Genomic DNA, 18,075 nt, shown 5'->3' on the forward strand with positions numbered 1-18,075 from the left:
TCATTCAGGTGTTTGCGATGTCTGCTTGCTGCTGTGCTTCGCCCGTCAGAACATCGAGTTGCGGTAAGCCGGCTGGCGCCATGTCGCGCACGATTTCGTAGAAACTCATTTGCAATAGGCGTTGAACCCGGCGTAACAGGAGGGGCGCTGGGTGGGCCGGTTCCGCTCGGTCCAGATAGACGCAGATGTTTTCGAGAGCGACCAGGACGTCGCGACGCGACTGTATCGAGATCGGTCCTTGAGTCGCTCCGTCAACTCCTGGAGCAGCCATTTCGGCGGCGGCGGGGTCGGTTGTTCGCGATGACGGTGATTCAAGGTGTTGAGTCGCCGATGCCTGGTTCGCGTGAGCAGTTTCGCGGGTTACCTGATAAATAATCTGCAGAGGGTTCTTGACCGCGCTTGAGTCCGGTGTCCACGAAGATCCAAGGTTCGCCGAGGTCCGTCGCTCGATGCGGTCGATCGCATCAAGCGATTGCGTGACGACGGTGTATTCCTCGCGCGCAGCTACTAGGGATGTCTTCAACTGCTGGTCTAAATTGATCCCCGGTAAGTGGGCGAAACGTGCTGCCGCGTTCTCGCTGTTGTCGAGAATCGCGGCGGCATCGCGCAGCGACAACTGACCGAATTTCCAGTGCAGCAGCGTGGCGCTGCGGGCAGCGCGACCGAGCGCCTGCGGGTCGGTCAGGGACGCAATCGCGTTGAATCGTGGAAGCGGGTCGAATTCACCCGCCACCTGAAGCTGCGGATGGACGTGATCCCAGTATCGGTCGAGGATGTCGGCGGCCAGTGCAAGACCCATCGCGTAGCCTGCGAACTGCTTCATTTCTGTCCAGGCGAGCGTCAATAGCGCGACGATGCGCAAATCCACGGTCCGGGCGAGCAGCTCAACGGCCAATGCCTCGACGTGTGGCCAGTCCGGCGCGACGGCGGGAATCATGGCGTCGCCGAATTGCTGTTCGGATCTGCCGCTCGCCGCCTGCTGCAACGCCATGAATTCGGCGTCGTATTCCAGATCGACTCCACATGGTTGGTCAGCGCAAATGGGCCCGATTTGAACGGTCTGAACGGTATCTGTCAGTGGCATGCGGCGAATGGGCGTAATTATTGGGCGGAAGTTGGGTTTTATTAAGCTGAACTCTTAATTGATCTTATTTAAATGAGCGAATTTCTGTGCGGATAAAACTATTCTCAATTAATTGGATTTAAATTGGGAAAGCATGAGATTTGCATGGCGTCATACGGTTTTCCCCGCGCTGCTGGCCTGCCGTGCTTCCTCTGACCAGCATGTGCGTGACGACGCGGCGCCCTACTTGCAACCGAAGCGGGGAATGTTCTGTTAATCGAATGTATGGGTTTGATGTTATTTCGGATTGGTTTAAATAACAAGCCGGTTGCGATTGTCTCAATAATAAATTTCTTCTTATAAATAAGGAGGGCTGCAATAATCGCCGTGAAGATTGAAATGTATGTGATTTAAATAATCACGATGCAAGTGCGAGATGTGCATAGCCAAGCGTCACGAGTCGCGGGTGGGTCACGTGGAGTAGGAGTGTTCTGGAGGAAGCCGGCCGTGCAGTCGGCTAAGTGAGCGGCGGAGCGGTTGCCGGAATGAAAGAGGTACGGTCATGGTCCGCACCATCGCCGCAACAAATTCATCGCACATCGCGGGTCCGGCTTGCCGTGCTGGCGAAATCACCGGCCCAAAACAAAAAACCGTCCAGCAAGCTGGGCGGTTTTTCGAGCCTTGAGCTAACAAGGCAAATCTGGTCGGGGTGAGAGGATTCGAACCTCCGGCCTCTACGTCCCGAACGTAGCGCTCTACCAGGCTAAGCTACACCCCGATTTGGTACTGCGGACTCTTACGGTGTTTCAGTCTCGTTCAAGACTGTCTTGCCGTCGAGTAAGAACATAATTCTAGCAGGCTATCTTTGAAAATGGAATCGGGAAATGAAGAAATTGCTGCTGCTGCGGCTTGTGCTTCCTGCTTCGCGCATTCGAGCGTGTGGTCCAATGCGCCCGAACGTGTGATGGCCTCGAAAATGGTGTCGAAGCGATCCGTGCCGCCTTGCTCGATGGCCTCGCGCGCGAGCGCCGACTGCTCCGGCGTGCCGCGCTCGATCAAATAGATGAGCGGCAACGTGGGTTTGCCTTCACGGAGGTCGTCTCCGGCGTTTTTGCCCATCGATTCGGCCGTGCCCGTGTAGTCGAGCCAGTCGTCCATGATCTGAAACGCCGTGCCGATACGACGGCCGAACTCCGCGGCGGCGGCTTCGGTCTTCGCGTCCGAGCCGGCCAGCACCGCGCCGAGTTGCGCGGCAGCTTCGAACAGCTTGGCCGTCTTGTAGCGGATCACCTGCATATAGCGGGTTTCGTCCACGTCGGCGTCGTGCATGTTCAGCAACTGCAGCACCTCGCCCTCGGAGATGATGTTGGTCGCTTCCGACAGAATCTCCATGACGCGCATCTTGCCTACGCCGACCATCATCTGGAACGAGCGCGAGTAAAGAAAGTCGCCGACCAGCACGCTCGCCGCATTGCCGAACAGGGCATTGGCCGTCTGGCGGCCGCGCCGCAGATCCGATTCGTCCACCACGTCGTCATGAAGCAAGGTGGCTGTATGGATAAACTCGACGACCGCCGCCAGTTCATGCCGGTGCCCCGTGGTTTCGCCCAAGGCGCCGGCCACCAGCAACAGCAGCGCAGGCCGCAGCCGCTTGCCGCCGGCGCTGATGATGTATTCGGAGATCTGATTGATCAGCATCACGTCGGACGCAAGACGGTGCCGTATGACGCGATTGACCTGCTGCATGTCTTCGGCGATCGGAGCAAGCAGGCTGGCGGCGTTGGAGGAGGGGGTGGCAGTCGACGACATGATGGCTGATTTGGGTAGTGCCGCGAATTATAAGGCGAATCGCGACAGTTCCGGGTCGTGGGCTGCGGCGCGGCACGCGCGGCCCCGCACCAGAGCAGGCGGCAGGACGGTGCGGCAAGGCGCCGGGCGGTACGCGTAGTCACTCGCAATGAGTTTTGACCGCGCAGCTAACTCTATGTATAATCACGGGTTTCCGCGCGCGGTGCGTGGAAAAAATGAACACAGAGTGAGGTTCTCAATGTACGCGGTCATAAAAACCGGTGGCAAGCAGTATAAAGTTGCTGTCGGCGAAAAACTTAAAGTAGAACAGATACCGGCAGACATTGACGCTGAAATCACGCTCGACCAGGTTCTCGCAGTGGGCGAAGGCGAATCGATTAAGTTCGGTACGCCGCTGGTCAGTGGGGCTTCCGTCAAGGCTACCGTCGTGTCGCAAGGTCGTCACGCAAAAGTGACCATCTTCAAGATGCGTCGCCGGAAGCACTACCAGAAGCATGGCGGCCACCGCCAGAACTATACCGAACTGCGCATCGACGCGATCAACGCGTAAGCGCAACGGTTAAGGAGCAAATCAAATGGCACACAAAAAGGCAGGCGGATCATCCCGCAACGGCCGCGACTCTGAATCGAAGCGCCTCGGCGTGAAGGTTTATGGCGGCCAGGCTATCAACGCTGGTGGCATCATCGTGCGTCAACGCGGCACGCGTATGCACCCGGGCGAAAACGTCGGTATCGGCAAGGATCACACCTTGTTCGCGCTGACGGACGGCCACGTCAATTTTTCGACGAAAGGCGCAGCCAAGAAGCACATGGTCAACGTCGTCCCGGCAGCAGTCTGAGTATACTCAGGCACGGGCTTCAGGACCGAAAAAAGGCCCCGCGAAGTTAGCGGGGCTTTTTTTATTCCGGCGGTATTCGCCGGACGAATGAGCGTGAACACGCCGCTCTTGCCGACAAGCCTATGCCGTTTGGTCGATTGATCAGCGCGCGGCGGGCACGGCAAAATAGCATCATCCAGTTGAATCAAATTTAGCAGCACCATCTAGCAGCACACCACGGGACGGAGTTACGCATGAAGTTCATTGACGAAGCGAGGATTGAAGTCATCGCCGGCGACGGAGGGGATGGCAGCGCGTCGATGCGCCGCGAGAAGTTCGTTCCGTTCGGCGGCCCGGATGGCGGCGACGGCGGCCGGGGCGGCAGCGTGATCGCGGTGGCAGACCGCAACATCAACACGCTGATCGACTACCGCTATGCCAAGAAGCACCTGGCGCGCAACGGCGAAAACGGCCGCGGTGCGGACTGCTACGGCAAAGGCGGCGACGACATCACGCTGCGCATGCCGGTCGGCACGACCATCACCGACATGGAAACCGGCGAGCTGATCGCCGATTTGACCGAACACAACCAGAGCGTGCAAATCGCCCAAGGCGGTGCGGGCGGTCTCGGTAATCTGCATTTCAAATCCAGTACGAACCGCGCGCCGCGTCAAAAGACCGACGGCAAGCCGGGCGAGCGCCGCATGGTGCGCCTCGAGTTGAAGGTGCTGGCCGACGTCGGTCTGCTCGGCATGCCGAACGCGGGCAAGTCCACCTTTATTGCGTCGGTGTCGAACGCGAAGCCGAAGATTGCCGATTACCCGTTCACGACGCTCGCGCCGAATCTCGGCGTGGTGCGTGTGGGTCCGAGCCGCAGCTTTGTGATCGCCGATATTCCTGGGCTGATCGAAGGCGCAGCGGAAGGCGCCGGCCTCGGCCACCAGTTCCTGCGCCACTTGCAACGCACGGGCCTGCTGCTGCATATCGTCGACCTCGCACCGTTTGACGACGCAGTCGATCCGGTCGCGGAAGCCAAGGCGATCGTCAACGAGCTGCGCAAGTACGACGAACTGCTGTACGAAAAGCCGCGCTGGCTCGTCTTGAACAAGCTCGACATGGTGCCCGAAGACGAGCGCGCGGAGCGCGTGTCGGCCTTCCTGGAAGGCTATGGCTGGGAAGGTCCGGTATTCGAAATCTCGGCATTGACTGGCCAGGGTTGCGAGGGCCTTTGCTATGCGGTGTTCGACCACATCGCCGCTCATTCGGACGCGCAGCGTGCGGCCGAGGCGGAAGATCTCGCCGCCGACGTGCGTTTCCGCGAGAAGCCGCAAACGCCCGCCGCCGCGGACGAATCCAGCGTCGACCCGCAGGAATAAGCCAAAGCTCGAGCGCCGGCGCCTGCATGGGCGCCGGCAAGCATCACGCGTCATCTTGGGAGACAGCGCACAATGCGTTCCGTCATCGCAGATTCACGGCGATTGGTAGTGAAAGTCGGTTCGAGCCTCGTCACGAACGACGGGCGCGGCCTCGACCATGCTGCAATCGGTCGCTGGGCCGCACAGATTGCCGCGTTGCGCGCGCAAGGCAAGGAAGTGGTGCTGGTGAGCTCGGGCGCGATTGCCGAGGGAATGCAGCGGCTCGGCTGGACTAAACGGCCACGGGAAATCGACGAACTGCAGGCGGCTGCGGCCGTCGGCCAAATGGGGCTCGCGCAGGTCTACGAAAGCCGCTTCGCCGAGCATTCCATCCAGACCGCGCAGATCCTGCTCACGCACGCCGACCTCGCCGATCGCGAGCGCTATCTGAATGCGCGCTCCACTTTGCTGACGCTGTTGCGGCTGGGCGTGGTGCCGATCATCAACGAGAACGACACGGTCGTGACCGACGAAATCAAATTCGGCGATAACGACACGTTGGGCGCGTTGGTCGCCAATCTGATCGAAGGGGACGCGCTCATCATCCTTACCGATCAGCAAGGACTTTTCACTGCCGACCCGCGTAAGGATCCGAGCGCCACGCTCGTCCAGCAGGCCGATGCCGGCGCGCCGGAGCTCGAGGCGATGGCGGGCGGCGCGGGTTCGAGTCTCGGTCGTGGCGGCATGCTGACCAAGATTCTCGCCGCCAAACGCGCGGCTCACAGCGGCGCCAATACCGTGATCGCGAGTGGCCGTGAAGCGGACGTGCTGTCGCGACTTGCCTCGGGTGAGGCGATCGGTACGCAACTGATCGCACGCACCGCGCGAATGGCGGCGCGCAAACAGTGGATGACCGACCACCTTCAGGTTCGCGGCCATGTCGTGATCGACGACGGCGCAGTCGAAAAGCTGACCGAAGGTGGCAAGAGCCTGCTACCTATCGGCATTGTCGGTGTGCAGGGCGCGTTTGCGCGTGGCGAAGTGATCGCTTGTCTGAGCGCCGCTGGGCGAGAGGTGGCGCGCGGTCTGACGAACTACAGCAGTGCGGAAACCAAGCTGATTCAGCGGCGTCCGAGTGGGGACATTGAATCGGTGCTCGGTTATATGCTGGAGCCTGAGTTGATCCATCGGGACAATATGGTGCTGATCTGACTCCCGGCTGCCAATAAGCCGCAAGTAGAAAGCAACGCCGACAAAAAAGCCGTTCCAGCGAAAGCTGGAACGGCTTTTTCATATCTACGAAAAAAGACGTCAGTGAATCAGCGAGGTCGCGGTGCGCTTATAGCGGATGTTGTCGAGAATCCGCGCGGCGGGGCCTGTCGGCATCTTGTTCGCGCACAAATAGTCCTGATACAAGGCCGACTGATAGGCATTGAGTGCGCCGTCTTCGATGCGCGTGAAACCGTTTGCCACGGTCGTGTCCCAGCCGTCGTGATCCGCATTCAGGCCGGCATACTGGCGCCATTCGTAGGTGTCGCAGCGAATGCCTTCATAGATCACGTTGCGTGCGCCGCTCGGGCTCGTCACCACTACGGTCAGGCGCACCACACCGTCCGTGCCTACAGTCAGCGAATTCCGGTCGACTGCAAACTGCAAAGGCGTATTGCCGGAGACATCGAACGGCAGGAGGTTCGCGTCCTGCGGCAGCGGCGGTAAGGCGTCCACCTTGTTTTCCACCCAGTTGCTCTGCCGGTCCAGCAAGTAGGTGAACGCGCTGTCGTCTTTATTCGTGGGTTTGCCGGCGCTCGAGCAGCCAGCCAGCAGGGCGCCGGTGGCGACGCACGCCACGACGAGAGCAAGTGCTTTCAATATGATTTCCTTGAAATACGGGCGCGGCTCGTGGAGCCGCGCCCGCAAAGGCGGCATGGACAGCCGCACAGCGTTGTTAATCGCGAACGCCTGGGCGGAACAGCGAGCCGGCAGTTTCGCTCGCCGATTCGTCATCGTGTTCCGGCGCGACGCCAATTTCGGCATCAGAACCGGAACCCGGACCGCAGTCGGACACGATCGTTGTGTGAACCGATGTTTCGATGCTGACGGTTGTCACCGAAGTGACCGAGGTCACCGTCATTACCGTGGAATCCGGCGGACTTTCCATTGACGACGCTATCCGGGGATAACGCAGCCCATGGTGTCCGACAGGTTTTTCCGCACGCGGCGCAGCCCGACGCATGAAACGGGATAGCTCCGTCAGCGCCAACTGATACACATCCCGCTTGAACTCGATCACACAGTCGAGCGGTACCCAGTACTCGTTCCAGCGCCACGCATCGAACTCCGGGTGGTCGGTGGCGCGCAAGCAGATGTCGCAGTCGCGTCCAACCATTCGGAGCAAAAACCAGATTTGTTTCTGGCCGCGGTAATGACCGCGTACTTCGCGCTTGATGAACTTGTCAGGCACCTCGTAACGCAACCAGTCGCGCGTGCGACCGATCACCTTGACGTGCTCAGGAAGCAGCCCGGTTTCTTCGTGTAACTCCCGATACATCGCTTGCACGGGGGTCTCTCCGTACTTGATGCCCCCTTGCGGAAACTGCCAGGAATGTTCACGGAGCCGTTTGCCCCAAAACACCTCGTTGTGCGCGTTCAAGAGGATGATGCCGACGTTCGGGCGAAAGCCTTCACGATCCAGCATACAACCACCTTCGAATCCTTTAAAATTGCTTTGATTATAAACAGATAACGGACCCGACGCACCGATTCGCACCAGATTGGAACGATTCGCCGTCAAACGCCTGTGAATGCGGTAGCCTGTCAGTCTTTCCGTGCCTTGTCCTTTGCGCAAGGGCTTGCGCGGCGGCTTCGGCGCCACGCCCGGCTTGCACTGTGCCGGACCCGGGCAACCGTATTGGCCTGGTGCTGGGTCTGTGTTGATTCCCCACGTTTTCACCTTTCGGGCGGTCCCTCCGGTGCCGCCGCTTTTGGAAAATCTGAATGAAAGCTTCCCGTTTCTTTATCGGCACCCTGAAAGAAGCTCCGGCAGACGCCGAGATCGTCAGCCATCAGCTGATGGTGCGCGCCGGCATGATCCGTCGCGTCGCCGGCGGTATTTATAGCTACCTGCCAGTCGGGCTGCGCTCGATCCGCAAGGTGGAAGCCATCGTGCGCGAAGAGATGAACCGGGCGGGCGGGATCGAGTTGTTGATGCCGGCCGTGCAGCCGGCCGAGTTGTGGCAGGAGTCGGGCCGCTGGGAAAAGTACGGCCCGGAACTGCTGCGCTTCAAGGACCGCCGGCAAGGCGATTTCGTCCTGGGGCCGACTCACGAAGAAGTCGTCACCGACATCGCGCGCGCGCAGATCAAGAGCTACCGTCAGTTGCCGGTGAACTTCTACCAGGTCCAGACGAAGTTCCGCGACGAAATCCGTCCGCGGTTCGGCGTGATGCGCGGTCGCGAGTTCATCATGAAAGACGCCTACTCGTTCGACAAGGACGTGGAAGGCCTGCGCGAGTCGTATCGCAAGATGTATGAGGCTTATGTGCGCATCTTCACGCGCCTTGGTCTGGAGTTCCGCGCGGTGGCGGCGGACAACGGTTCGATCGGCGGCAGCGGCTCGCATGAGTTTCACGTGATCGCCGACACGGGTGAAGACGCGATCGCGTATTGCCCGACTTCGGATTTCGCCGCGAACGTCGAAGCGGCTGAAGCGCTGCCGCTCTACGCCGAACGCGCGGCGCCCGCCGAGGAAATGAAGAAGACCGCCACGCCGGGCAAGGCGAAGTGCGAGGCGGTGGCCGAGTTGCTGAACATTCCGCTCGAGCGCACGATCAAGTCGATCATCCTCGCCACGGAAAACGAAGGCGCCGAGCCGACCATCTGGTTGCTCATGCTGCGCGGCGATCACGATCTGAACGAGATCAAGGCGAGCAAGCTGCCGGGTCTGGCCGACTTCCGCATGGCAACCGAAGCAGAAATCATCGAGACCTTCGGCACGCCGCCGGGTTACCTCGGTCCGCTCAATACGAAGAAGCCGGTCAAGGTCGTCGCGGATCGCACGGTCGCAAATATGAGCGACTTCGTGGTCGGTTCGAACGAGGTGGATTTCCATACCACCGGCGTGAACTGGGGCCGCGATCTGCCGGAACCGGTAGTGGCCGACATCCGCAACGTCAAGAAGGGCGATCCGTCGCCGGACGGTAAGGGCGTGATCGAGATTTGCCGCGGCATCGAAGTGGGCCACGTGTTCCAGCTCGGCACCAAGTATTCGGAGGCGATGAACGCGACCTGCCTCGACGAAACCGGCAAGCCGCGCCCGATGGAAATGGGCTGCTACGGCATCGGCATCACCCGTATCCTGGGCGCTGCGATCGAACAGAATTTCGACGACAAAGGCATCATCTGGCCGGAATCGATTGCACCGTTCGAAGTCGTGCTGTGCCCGATGGGCTATGACCGCAGCGAGGCCGTGCGCGAACAGGCCGACAAGCTGTACGCGGAACTGGCCGAAGCGGGCGTCGACGTGATTCTCGACGACCGTGGCGAGCGTCCGGGCGTGATGTTCGCCGACTGGGAGCTGATCGGTGTGCCGCATCGCCTGGTGATCGGCGACCGTGGTCTCAAAGACGGCAAGCTCGAATACCAGGGGCGCCGCGACGCCGAAGCGACGCTGCTGCCGGTCGAAGACGCCGCGCAAACGGTGATCGGCAAGGTTCGCTCAGCGTTGGCAGGCTAAGCGGGGCGGACGGTGGAGTACACCTTCCTCTCCGCCACCATTCTGCTGATTCTGATCACCGACCCGCTCGGCAACATTCCGCTCTTCATCAGTTGTCTACGCGGAGTGGCGCCGAAGCGGCGCACGATCGTCATTCTCCGTGAGGTGGCGATCGCCTTTGCGATCTTGCTGGTGTTCATGGTGGTCGGGCAAGGCTTCCTGCGCATGATGAGCCTGACCGACCAGTCGTTGCGGATCGGCGGCGGCATCGTGTTGTTCCTGATCGCACTCAGAATGGTGTTCCCGCATCCCGACGGTCCGTTCGGCGGTGACACGCGTGGCGGCGAGCCTCTGATCGTGCCGCTCGCGATTCCTGCCCTGGCGGGACCTTCGGCTCTGGCCACGGTGATGCTGCTGACGTCGCAGGCACCGGGCAAGATGTTCGAGTGGATCGGCGCGCTGACCGTCACGATGATCGTCTGCGCAATCGTGCTGATGCTGGCCGAACGCATTCAGGCCTGGCTCGGCGAGCGCGCGATGATGGCTTTCGAGCGCTTGATGGGTCTGGTGCTGGTGGCGATCTCGGTGGAAATGATGCTGGGTGGCATCCGGTCGTTCGTGCATCAACTGTGACCGATCGACGCCCCCGAGTCACGAACGCACAGCCAACAAAAAAGCGGCCCATCTGGGCCGCTTTTTTTTATCCAGCGAAGGAAGAAGCCTTAAGCCCCTTCAGTCAACGCACGGATCGTCGGCAGGTTACGCCAATAACCCTTCGCATCCATGCCGCAGCCGAACACATAGCGGTCCGGCACTTCGAAGCCGCAGTAGTCCGGACGCAGCGGCTTGGCCTTCGGAATGATCTTCTCGCACAGCACCGCGCTCAGGAAGCGCTTCGCACCCATCGCGAGGATGCGGTCGCGGATCGCGGCCATCGTCTCGCCTTCGTCGAGGATGTCGTCGAGCACCAGCACGACGCGATCCTTCACCGACTCGGCCGGTGCCACGCGCCACTGCATCTCGTTGCCGCCCTTGGTGGTGTTGCGGTAGCGGGTGAGGTGGATGTAGTCGAACTCGAGCGGGAAATCGAGATGCGGCAGGAGCATGCCGGTGAACACCGCCGCGCCACCCATGACCGACAGCACGAGCGGGAAGTCCTCGCTCATCTCGTTGCGGATGGCCTCTGCCATGCCGCTGATCGACGCGTTGACGTCGTCGGCCGAAACGATTTCTTCGGAGTGGCTAAAAATGTGGAGAGCTTCTTCGCGGTTCATGACGTCTGACGGGCGGTGACTGTATACATAGTGTGGGAGAGAACGGCGGCGCGCGGTACAGAATAAACCCGCACTGAACGGAAGTCAGCGCTTTCCGGTGCGATTGCCTGCACGGAAAGCGCGCGCCGTCTTGATCAAGCTTAGCGCATGCCGGGCATCATGCCCTTCATACCGCGCATCATTTTCTGCAGATTGCCGCCCTTGAGCTTCTTCATCATGGTGCGCATCTGGTCGTACTGATTCAGCATGCGGTTGACTTCCTGCACCTGCACGCCCGCGCCCGCGGCGATGCGACGCTTACGCGTGGCCTTGATGAGTTCGGGCTTGGCGCGCTCCAGCGGCGTCATCGAATTGATGATGCCTTCCATGCGGCGCATCTGCGATTCGGCCATGCCCATGTTGGCGCCGGCGGCGGCTTGCTGGAACTGCGCGGGCAGCTTGTCCATCAGCGACGACAGGCCGCCCATGCTCTTCATCTGCGTGAGTTGCGCGCGGAAATCGTTGAGGTCGAAGTCGCCGCCTTTCTTGACCTTGTCGGCGAGCTTCTGCGCGGCCTGGACGTCGACGCCCTTCTGCGCCTCTTCGACGAGGGCGAGAATGTCGCCCATGCCGAGAATCCGGTTCGCCATGCGATCCGGGTAGAAGATTTCGAGGCCGTCGAGTTTTTCGGCGACGCCGACGAACTTGATCGGCTTGCCCGTGACGTGACGCACGGAGAGCGCCGCGCCACCGCGCGAATCGCCGTCGAGTTTAGTGAGCACCACGCCGGTGAGCGGCAAAGCGTCGCTGAAGGCCTTGGCGGTGTTGACCGCGTCCTGACCCAGCATCGCGTCCACTACGAACAGCGTTTCCGCCGGCTTCAGTTCAGCGTGCAGCGCGGTGATTTCCGCCATCATCGCTTCGTCGATACCGAGACGGCCGGCCGTGTCGACCAGCAGCACGTCGTGATAGTGACGCTTGGCCCAGTCCACCGCGGCGCGCGCGATGTCGACCGGTTTCTGATCCGGCTCCGACGGGAAGAAATCCGCGCCGACCTGCTCGGTCACCGCCTTCAACTGCGCGATAGCGGCAGGGCGGTAGACGTCGCACGAAACGGTCAGTACCTTTTTCTTGTACTTCTCGCGCAGGAGCTTGGCGAGCTTACCGACGGTGGTCGTCTTACCCGCACCCTGCAGACCCGCCATCAGGATGATGGCCGGCGGCGTGACGGCGAGATTGAGCTCGACCGCCTTGCCTTCATAGTCGCCGCCAATGATCGCGGTCAGCTCGCGCTGCACCACGCCGACCAGCGCCTGGCCTGGCGACAGGCTGCTAATGACCTCTTCGCCGAGCGCCTTCTCTTTCACCTTGGCGATGAACTCGCGCACGACGGGCAGCGCCACGTCGGCTTCGAGCAATGCCAGGCGCACCTCGCGCAGCATTTCCTGGGTGTTCGCCTCGGTGAGCCGGGCTTCGCCGCGCAGCGTCTTGACGACGCGCGCCATCCGTTGAGTCAGATTGTCGAGCATGGGGAGCGATGAACAGTGCGGCCCGGGCAGCACGCGAAGCGGAAGACGTCGCGGAGTAGGGGCCTAGTGTAAACTTCGAATATGGATATTGTACTGTATGCCCTCACTGCGCTCCTCTACGGCGGTCTTGCCGTGGCCGGCTGGCGCTCGCACCGGCACGCCGCCGTGCGTCCCATGCTCGAGAGCGTGCCGCCGGTGCCGGTTGCGGCAGCGGCTCCGGCCGCGTCGGGCATGAGCTCGGCGGGGCGTGCGCTGCTGGGCGTCGCGCTCGCCGCGCACGGTGTGCTGCTGCATACCACCATCTTCCCGCAGAACGCGATGGTGTTCGGTTTTGCGTTCGCGCTGTCGGCGATGTTCTGGCTCGGCGCCGGCATCTACTGGATCGAGAGCTTCTTCTTTCCGCTCGACGGCCTGCGTCTTCTCGTGCTGCCGCTCGCCTGTGTGGCGTCGCTGATGCCGCTGGTGTTCGGCGGCGTGCGCGTGTTGCCGTATTCGGCCGCGCCGCTGTTCAAGCTGCATTTCCTGATCGCCAACATCGCCTATGGACTGTTCGCGATCGCGGCGCTGCACGCGATTCTGATGCTACTGGTCGAGCGGCGTCTGCATGCGATGCGCGGCGGTGTCGCACAGCGGCATGCGGCCGCAGCGGGCAACGGCTGGTTGTCGAGCTGGCTCGACACGTTGCCGCCGCTGCTGACGCTGGAAAAATTGTTGTTCCGTCTGATCGGCGCGGGCTTCGTTCTGCTCACGCTGACGCTGGTCTCGGGCATTCTATTTAGCGAGCAACTGATCGACCGCGCCTTGCAGCTCGATCACAAGACCGTGTTCGCGATTCTTTCCTGGGTGATGTTCGGCGCGCTGCTCACCGCGCGCCGGGTGTCCGGCTGGCGCGGCCGTGCGGCATTGCGCTGGGTGCTGGCTTCGTTCGTCGCGCTGCTGCTGGCGTACGTCGGCAGCCGTTTTGTTTTCGAGGTGCTATTGCACCGTGCTGTAGTGTGAGCGTCCCATGCGACAAATATTTCTGCTGATCCTGTTGTTCATCGTCGGCCAGTGGCTGGTGAAGGCGCTGCGTCGTCAAGACGCACGAGCGTCGCAGCGCACCGGAACCGGCGCGAACGGCGCAAGCGGCACGAAGGGCCAGGCCGGTGCGAATGGCGGCGCGCAGCCTGCGGCCCAGGCGCAACCGCAACTCCCCGAGCCGATGATCCGCTGCGTCGAGTGCGGCGTGCATGCGCCCAGGAGCGATTCCGTGGTGGTGGCGGGGCAGCCGTTCTGCAGCGCCTCGCACGCGCAGCGTCACGGCGCGCGACCCTCGGGACGCGACGCTCGATGAGCGTCGAGTTCGCCGTCGACGCCGACGGTTGGGTCGCCGCAGCACGCCAGCTTGCTTCGCCTAACTTCGAAGCGCGACCCGAAGGGGCTGTGCCGACGCTCGTCGTCGTGCACAACATCAGCCTGCCGCCGAAGGAATTCGGCGGCACCGCGATTGCCGAGCTGTTCCTCAACACGCTCGACTGCGACGCCCATCCGTACTACGACTCGCACCTGCGCGGCGTGCGGGTGTCGGCGCATTTCGTAATCCATCGCGACGGCGCGCTCGAGCAGTTCGTGTCGTGCAACGAGCGCGCGTGGCACGCCGGCCCATCGAATTTTTTCGGCCGCGAACGCTGCAACGATTTCTCGATCGGCATCGAACTGGAGGGCAGCGACACCACTGCCTTCGAAGCGGCGCAATACCGCACCCTCGGTGCCCTCGTGAGCGCGCTGAAGGCCCGCTATCCGGTCGAAGCGTTGGCCGGTCACTCCGACATCGCGCCGGGTCGCAAGACCGATCCGGGGCCACATTTCGAGTGGCAGCGACTGCAGCGCGACACCGCGCTCGCCGATCGGTATTTCCCCTATCTCAAGTTTTCCAAAACGCGGTAACGCCCCTTTGCGCGACTTCCCGCGATGCGAGGAGAACAAGGCGCCGCCTCGTTCTCCGGGGAGTCGTGTTCACGCCGTATTCGCGCCGCGCGATGCAAAAGTCAAGACTTCGAAAGCAAATAAATCGATTTGACCTGTCTCGAAACTCCACTATACTTGGTGCCAGAAATTCGGTTTTGCACTATATCTTGTGTTGTGCTGTGCATAACCATGTGAATAACTGAGTGCATAACCGAGTGAATAAGTCAGCGGCGCCCGCTCCTCGAGCATGGCGCCGCAAGCATTCCAGAGCATCGAAAAAAATTCCTGGGGCGTAGCCGGCAAGACCACCGGCGGCATCCAGAAGCTTTCAGGAAAGGGGCTTAGCCAGTGATCGCGACACACATGATGAAGACCGTTACGAATTCGAATCAGGCTTCATCGCTGTCGCATCCCGCCAACCGGCTCAGCCGGCCTTTTTCCTGCACCCCATCGCTTGCGCACGCGGCGGCGCAGCGTTCGTTTTAATCCGCGGATTTTCCCGCAACATTTCCAGGACCAGGAGCTTTGCACATGCAAACCACCGACAACGTGACGACCCGGTACGAGGGCTCACCGACTGGCCAGGCGTTTGGCCAGGCACAGGGCGCACAGGCGCTCGCGCCGCAAGTGACCTACGCCGACTACAAGGTGATCCGTCGTAACGGCGGCGTCGTGTCGTTCGAGCCGTCGAAAATCGCCATCGCCGTGACGAAGGCATTCCTCGCCGTCAACGGTGGTCAGGGTGCGGCATCGGCGCGTGTGCGCGAACTGGTCGAGCAACTCACGCAGAACGTGGTGCGCGCACTCGTGCGCAGCCGTCCGAACGGCGGCACGTTCCATATCGAAGATATCCAGGATCAGGTCGAACTCGCGCTGATGCGCGGCGGCGAACACAACGTCGCACGTGCATACGTGCTGTATCGCGAGAAGCGCAGCCAGGCGCGCGGTCACGACGAGACGGTGGACGGCAGCGCGCCGGGCCTGAACGTCAGCGACAACGGCGTGACGCGTCCGCTCGACATGGTCGCCTTGCGCGGCATCATCGAATCCGCTTGTGCGAACCTGGGCGACGCCGTGAGCGCCGAGCCGATCGTCGCGGAAACGATCAAGAATCTGTACGAAGGCGTGCCGATGAGCCAGGTCTACGACTCGGCGATTCTGGCTGCCCGCACGATGATCGAAAAGGACCCGGCGTACAGCCAGGTCACCGCGCGCATCCTGCTGCACACGATCCGCCGCGAGATCCTCGAAGAGGAAGTCACGCAAGGCGAGATGGCCAACCGTTACGCCGAGTACTTCCCGCAGTTCATCAAGCGCGGCGTGCAAGCCGAGCTGCTCGACGACAAGCTGCTGCAGTTCGACCTGAAGCGCCTCGGCGCCGCGCTCGACAACAACCGCGACCTGCAATTCGGCTACCTCGGTCTGCAAACGCTGTACGACCGTTACTTCCTGCATCACGACAACGTCCGCATCGAAATGCCGCAGGCATTCTTTATGCGTGTCGCGATGGGTCTGTCGTTGAACGAGATCGACCGTGAAGCGCGCGCGATCGAGTTTTACAACGTGCTGTCGAGCTTCGACTTCATGTCGTCCACGCCCACTTTGTTCAACTCGGGCACGCGCCGCTCGCAACTGTCGTCGTGCTACCTGACGACGGTCGACGACGACCTCGACGGCATCTACGAAGCGCTGAAGGAAAACGCGCTGCTCTCGAAGTTCGCCGGCGGTCTGGGCAACGACTGGACGCGCGTGCGTGCACTCGGTTCGCACATCAAGGGCACCAACGGCAAGTCGCAAGGCGTGGTGCCGTTCCTGAAGGTGGTCAACGACACGGCGGTCGCCGTGAACCAGGGCGGCAAGCGCAAGGGCGCGGTGTGCGCGTACCTGGAAACGTGGCACCTGGACATCGAAGAATTCCTCGAGCTGCGTAAGAACACCGGCGACGACCGTCGTCGCACGCACGACATGAACACGGCGAACTGGATTCCCGACCTGTTCATGAAGCGCGTGATGGAAGGCGGCGACTGGACGCTGTTCTCGCCGTCCACCTGCCCGGATCTGCACGACAAGTTCGGCGCCGAATTCGAAACGGCTTACACGGCTTACGAAGACAAGGTTGCGCGCGGCGAGATCAAGCTGTTCAAGAAGCTGCCGGCCGCGCAACTGTGGCGCAAGATGCTGGGCATGCTGTTCGAAACCGGTCACCCGTGGATCACGTTCAAGGATCCGTGCAATGTGCGCTCGCCGCAACAGCACGTCGGCGTCGTCCACTCGTCGAACCTGTGCACGGAAATCACGCTGAATACCAGCGACGCCGAAATCGCCGTCTGTAACCTGGGTTCGGTGAACCTCGTCGCTCACCTGAAGGAAGAGGCCGACGGCACGTTGGTGCTCGACCACGACAAGCTCAAGCGCACGGTCAGCGTGGCAATGCGCATGCTCGACAACGTGATCGACATCAACTACTACGCGGTCGCCAAGGCTCGTAACTCGAACCTGAAGCACCGTCCGGTCGGCATGGGCATCATGGGCTTCCAGGACTGCCTGCACCTGCTGCGCACGCCGTACGCGTCGCAAGAGGCGGTGGCGTTCGCCGACACGTCGATGGAAGCGGTCTGCTACTACGCTTACTACGCGTCGACGGAACTGGCCCAGGAACGTGGCCGTTACTCGAGCTACCGTGGCTCGCTGTGGGATCGCGGCATCCTGCCGCAAGACTCAGTCAAGCTGCTGGCCGACGCGCGTGGCGGTTACGTCGAAGTCGATTCGAGCGAATCGATGGACTGGACCGAACTGCGTTCGCGCATCGCCCAGTACGGCATGCGCAACTCGAACTGCGTGGCGATCGCGCCGACGGCGACGATCTCGAACATCATCGGCGTATCGGCCTGTATCGAACCGACGTTCCAGAACCTGTATGTGAAGTCGAATCTGTCGGGCGAATTCACGGTGGTCAACGACTACCTGGTGCGCGACCTGAAGGCGCGCGGCCTGTGGGACGAAGTGATGGTCGCCGACCTGAAGTACTTCGACGGCACGCTCTCGCGCATCGACCGCATCCCGGCCGACCTGCGCGCGATCTACGCGACCGCGTTCGAACTCGATCCGGTGTGGCTGGTCGAGGCGGCATCGCGTCGTCAGAAGTGGATCGACCAGGCGCAGTCGCTGAACATTTACATGGGCGGCGCATCGGGTAAGAAGCTCGACGAGATCTACAAGCTCGCATGGGTGCGTGGTCTGAAGACGACCTACTATCTCCGCACGATGGCAGCGACGCACGTCGAGAAGTCGACGGTGGCGCACGGCCAGTTGAACGCGGTGAGCTCGGGTGGCAGCGAGGGTTCGGGCGGTGCGGCCGGCGGCGCAGCAGGTGGCTTCGGCGCAAGCGGCGGTGCGGCTTCGGGCGGCTTCCAGGCGGCAGCGGCAGCACCGGCTGCGGCAGTCGAAGCAGCAGCGGAAGCGGACGGTCCGGTGTGCATGATGCGTCCGGGCGACGCCGGCTTCGACGAGTGCGAGGCTTGCCAGTAAAGCATCGTGAGCCGCAGCAGGATCGCTGCTTGCTGACGGGTTGTAGGTAATGACCCGCATGCA

General features: G+C 61.7%; 16 protein-coding genes and 1 tRNA gene. 10 read left to right on the forward strand and 7 right to left on the reverse strand.

Going from position 1 to position 18,075, the window contains the following annotated elements; genetic code table 11:
* Positions 1-4: 4 nt before the first annotated feature.
* The 3 genes from tssA to FQ705_RS06005 form a co-directional block, all read right to left on the reverse strand.
* Entirely contained in the window at positions 5-1,084 is a 1,080-nt protein-coding gene (gene tssA, locus FQ705_RS05995) for a type VI secretion system protein TssA (RefSeq protein ID WP_144138493.1), read from the reverse strand.
* 680 nt (positions 1,085-1,764) lie between these two features.
* Positions 1,765-1,841: transfer RNA gene (locus tag FQ705_RS06000), tRNA-Pro, on the reverse strand.
* A gap of 38 nt (positions 1,842-1,879) precedes the next feature.
* Positions 1,880-2,872 carry a polyprenyl synthetase family protein gene (locus FQ705_RS06005; protein ID WP_144138494.1) on the reverse strand — a complete coding sequence of 331 codons (993 nt, stop codon included), beginning with the start codon at positions 2,870-2,872 and terminating at the stop codon, positions 1,880-1,882.
* Positions 2,873-3,110: 238 nt separating this feature from the next.
* Here FQ705_RS06005 and rplU point away from each other — a divergent pair, with 238 nt between their 5' ends.
* From rplU to proB, 4 genes are all read left to right on the forward strand, one after another.
* Complete coding sequence (gene rplU / locus FQ705_RS06010; RefSeq protein WP_007180329.1) at positions 3,111-3,422, forward strand: 50S ribosomal protein L21; 312 nt, start codon at positions 3,111-3,113, stop codon at positions 3,420-3,422.
* A gap of 25 nt (positions 3,423-3,447) precedes the next feature.
* Positions 3,448-3,711 (forward strand): 50S ribosomal protein L27, encoded by a 264-nt coding sequence (gene rpmA / locus FQ705_RS06015; protein WP_007180330.1) that lies wholly within the window; start codon positions 3,448-3,450, stop codon positions 3,709-3,711.
* A gap of 233 nt (positions 3,712-3,944) precedes the next feature.
* Positions 3,945-5,066, forward strand: coding sequence for an Obg family GTPase CgtA (gene cgtA, locus FQ705_RS06020; protein WP_144138495.1), 1,122 nt, complete (start codon positions 3,945-3,947; stop codon positions 5,064-5,066).
* Between the two features lie 72 nt (positions 5,067-5,138).
* Positions 5,139-6,257 (forward strand): glutamate 5-kinase, encoded by a 1,119-nt coding sequence (proB, locus tag FQ705_RS06025; RefSeq protein ID WP_144138496.1) that lies wholly within the window; start codon positions 5,139-5,141, stop codon positions 6,255-6,257.
* A 99-nt stretch (positions 6,258-6,356) separates the two neighbouring features.
* Here proB and FQ705_RS06030 read toward each other — a convergent pair whose 3' ends face one another.
* Together FQ705_RS06030 and FQ705_RS06035 are read right to left on the reverse strand one after the other, a co-directional pair.
* A complete protein-coding gene (locus FQ705_RS06030) occupies positions 6,357-6,914 on the reverse strand; it encodes a CNP1-like family protein (RefSeq protein ID WP_144138497.1) in 558 nt (185 codons plus the stop codon).
* Between the two features lie 76 nt (positions 6,915-6,990).
* Positions 6,991-7,740: an RNA pyrophosphohydrolase gene (locus tag FQ705_RS06035; protein ID WP_144138498.1), complete on the reverse strand. Its 750-nt coding sequence runs from the start codon at positions 7,738-7,740 to the stop codon at positions 6,991-6,993.
* Positions 7,741-8,039: 299 nt separating this feature from the next.
* Between FQ705_RS06035 and FQ705_RS06040 the strand changes: the two genes are divergently transcribed.
* Entirely contained in the window at positions 8,040-9,776 is a 1,737-nt protein-coding gene (locus tag FQ705_RS06040; protein ID WP_144138499.1) for a proline--tRNA ligase, read from the forward strand.
* Positions 9,777-9,788: 12 nt separating this feature from the next.
* Positions 9,789-10,388 (forward strand): MarC family protein, encoded by a 600-nt coding sequence (locus FQ705_RS06045; RefSeq protein WP_144138500.1) that lies wholly within the window; start codon positions 9,789-9,791, stop codon positions 10,386-10,388.
* Positions 10,389-10,477: 89 nt separating this feature from the next.
* Here the strand turns inward: FQ705_RS06045 and FQ705_RS06050 are convergent, their stop codons facing one another.
* Both FQ705_RS06050 and ffh read right to left on the reverse strand, forming a co-directional pair.
* The gene (locus FQ705_RS06050; protein WP_144138501.1) at positions 10,478-11,029 is read right to left on the reverse strand and encodes a hypoxanthine-guanine phosphoribosyltransferase; all 552 of its coding nucleotides are present in this window, start codon (positions 11,027-11,029) and stop codon (positions 10,478-10,480) included.
* 140 nt (positions 11,030-11,169) lie between these two features.
* Positions 11,170-12,537 carry a signal recognition particle protein gene (gene ffh, locus FQ705_RS06055; protein ID WP_144138502.1) on the reverse strand — a complete coding sequence of 456 codons (1,368 nt, stop codon included), beginning with the start codon at positions 12,535-12,537 and terminating at the stop codon, positions 11,170-11,172.
* 81 nt (positions 12,538-12,618) lie between these two features.
* Between ffh and FQ705_RS06060 the strand changes: the two genes are divergently transcribed.
* The 4 genes from FQ705_RS06060 (at position 12,619) to FQ705_RS06075 (ending at position 18,012) form a co-directional block, all read left to right on the forward strand.
* Positions 12,619-13,536, forward strand: coding sequence for an inner membrane protein YpjD (locus tag FQ705_RS06060; protein ID WP_144138503.1), 918 nt, complete (start codon positions 12,619-12,621; stop codon positions 13,534-13,536).
* 7 nt (positions 13,537-13,543) lie between these two features.
* Positions 13,544-13,870: a PP0621 family protein gene (locus tag FQ705_RS06065; RefSeq protein WP_144138504.1), complete on the forward strand. Its 327-nt coding sequence runs from the start codon at positions 13,544-13,546 to the stop codon at positions 13,868-13,870.
* On the forward strand, positions 13,867-14,463 hold the full coding sequence (ampD, locus tag FQ705_RS06070; RefSeq protein ID WP_144138505.1) for a 1,6-anhydro-N-acetylmuramyl-L-alanine amidase AmpD: 597 nt from the start codon (positions 13,867-13,869) through the stop codon (positions 14,461-14,463). Before FQ705_RS06065 ends, ampD begins: the two co-directional genes overlap by 4 nt.
* A gap of 552 nt (positions 14,464-15,015) precedes the next feature.
* Positions 15,016-18,012: a ribonucleoside-diphosphate reductase subunit alpha gene (locus FQ705_RS06075; RefSeq protein WP_144138506.1), complete on the forward strand. Its 2,997-nt coding sequence runs from the start codon at positions 15,016-15,018 to the stop codon at positions 18,010-18,012.
* Positions 18,013-18,075: the final 63 nt, after the last annotated feature.

This window comes from Paraburkholderia sp. BCC1884, from assembly GCF_900996225.1.
In the GTDB taxonomy this organism is placed as follows: Bacteria; Pseudomonadota; Gammaproteobacteria; order Burkholderiales; family Burkholderiaceae; genus Paraburkholderia.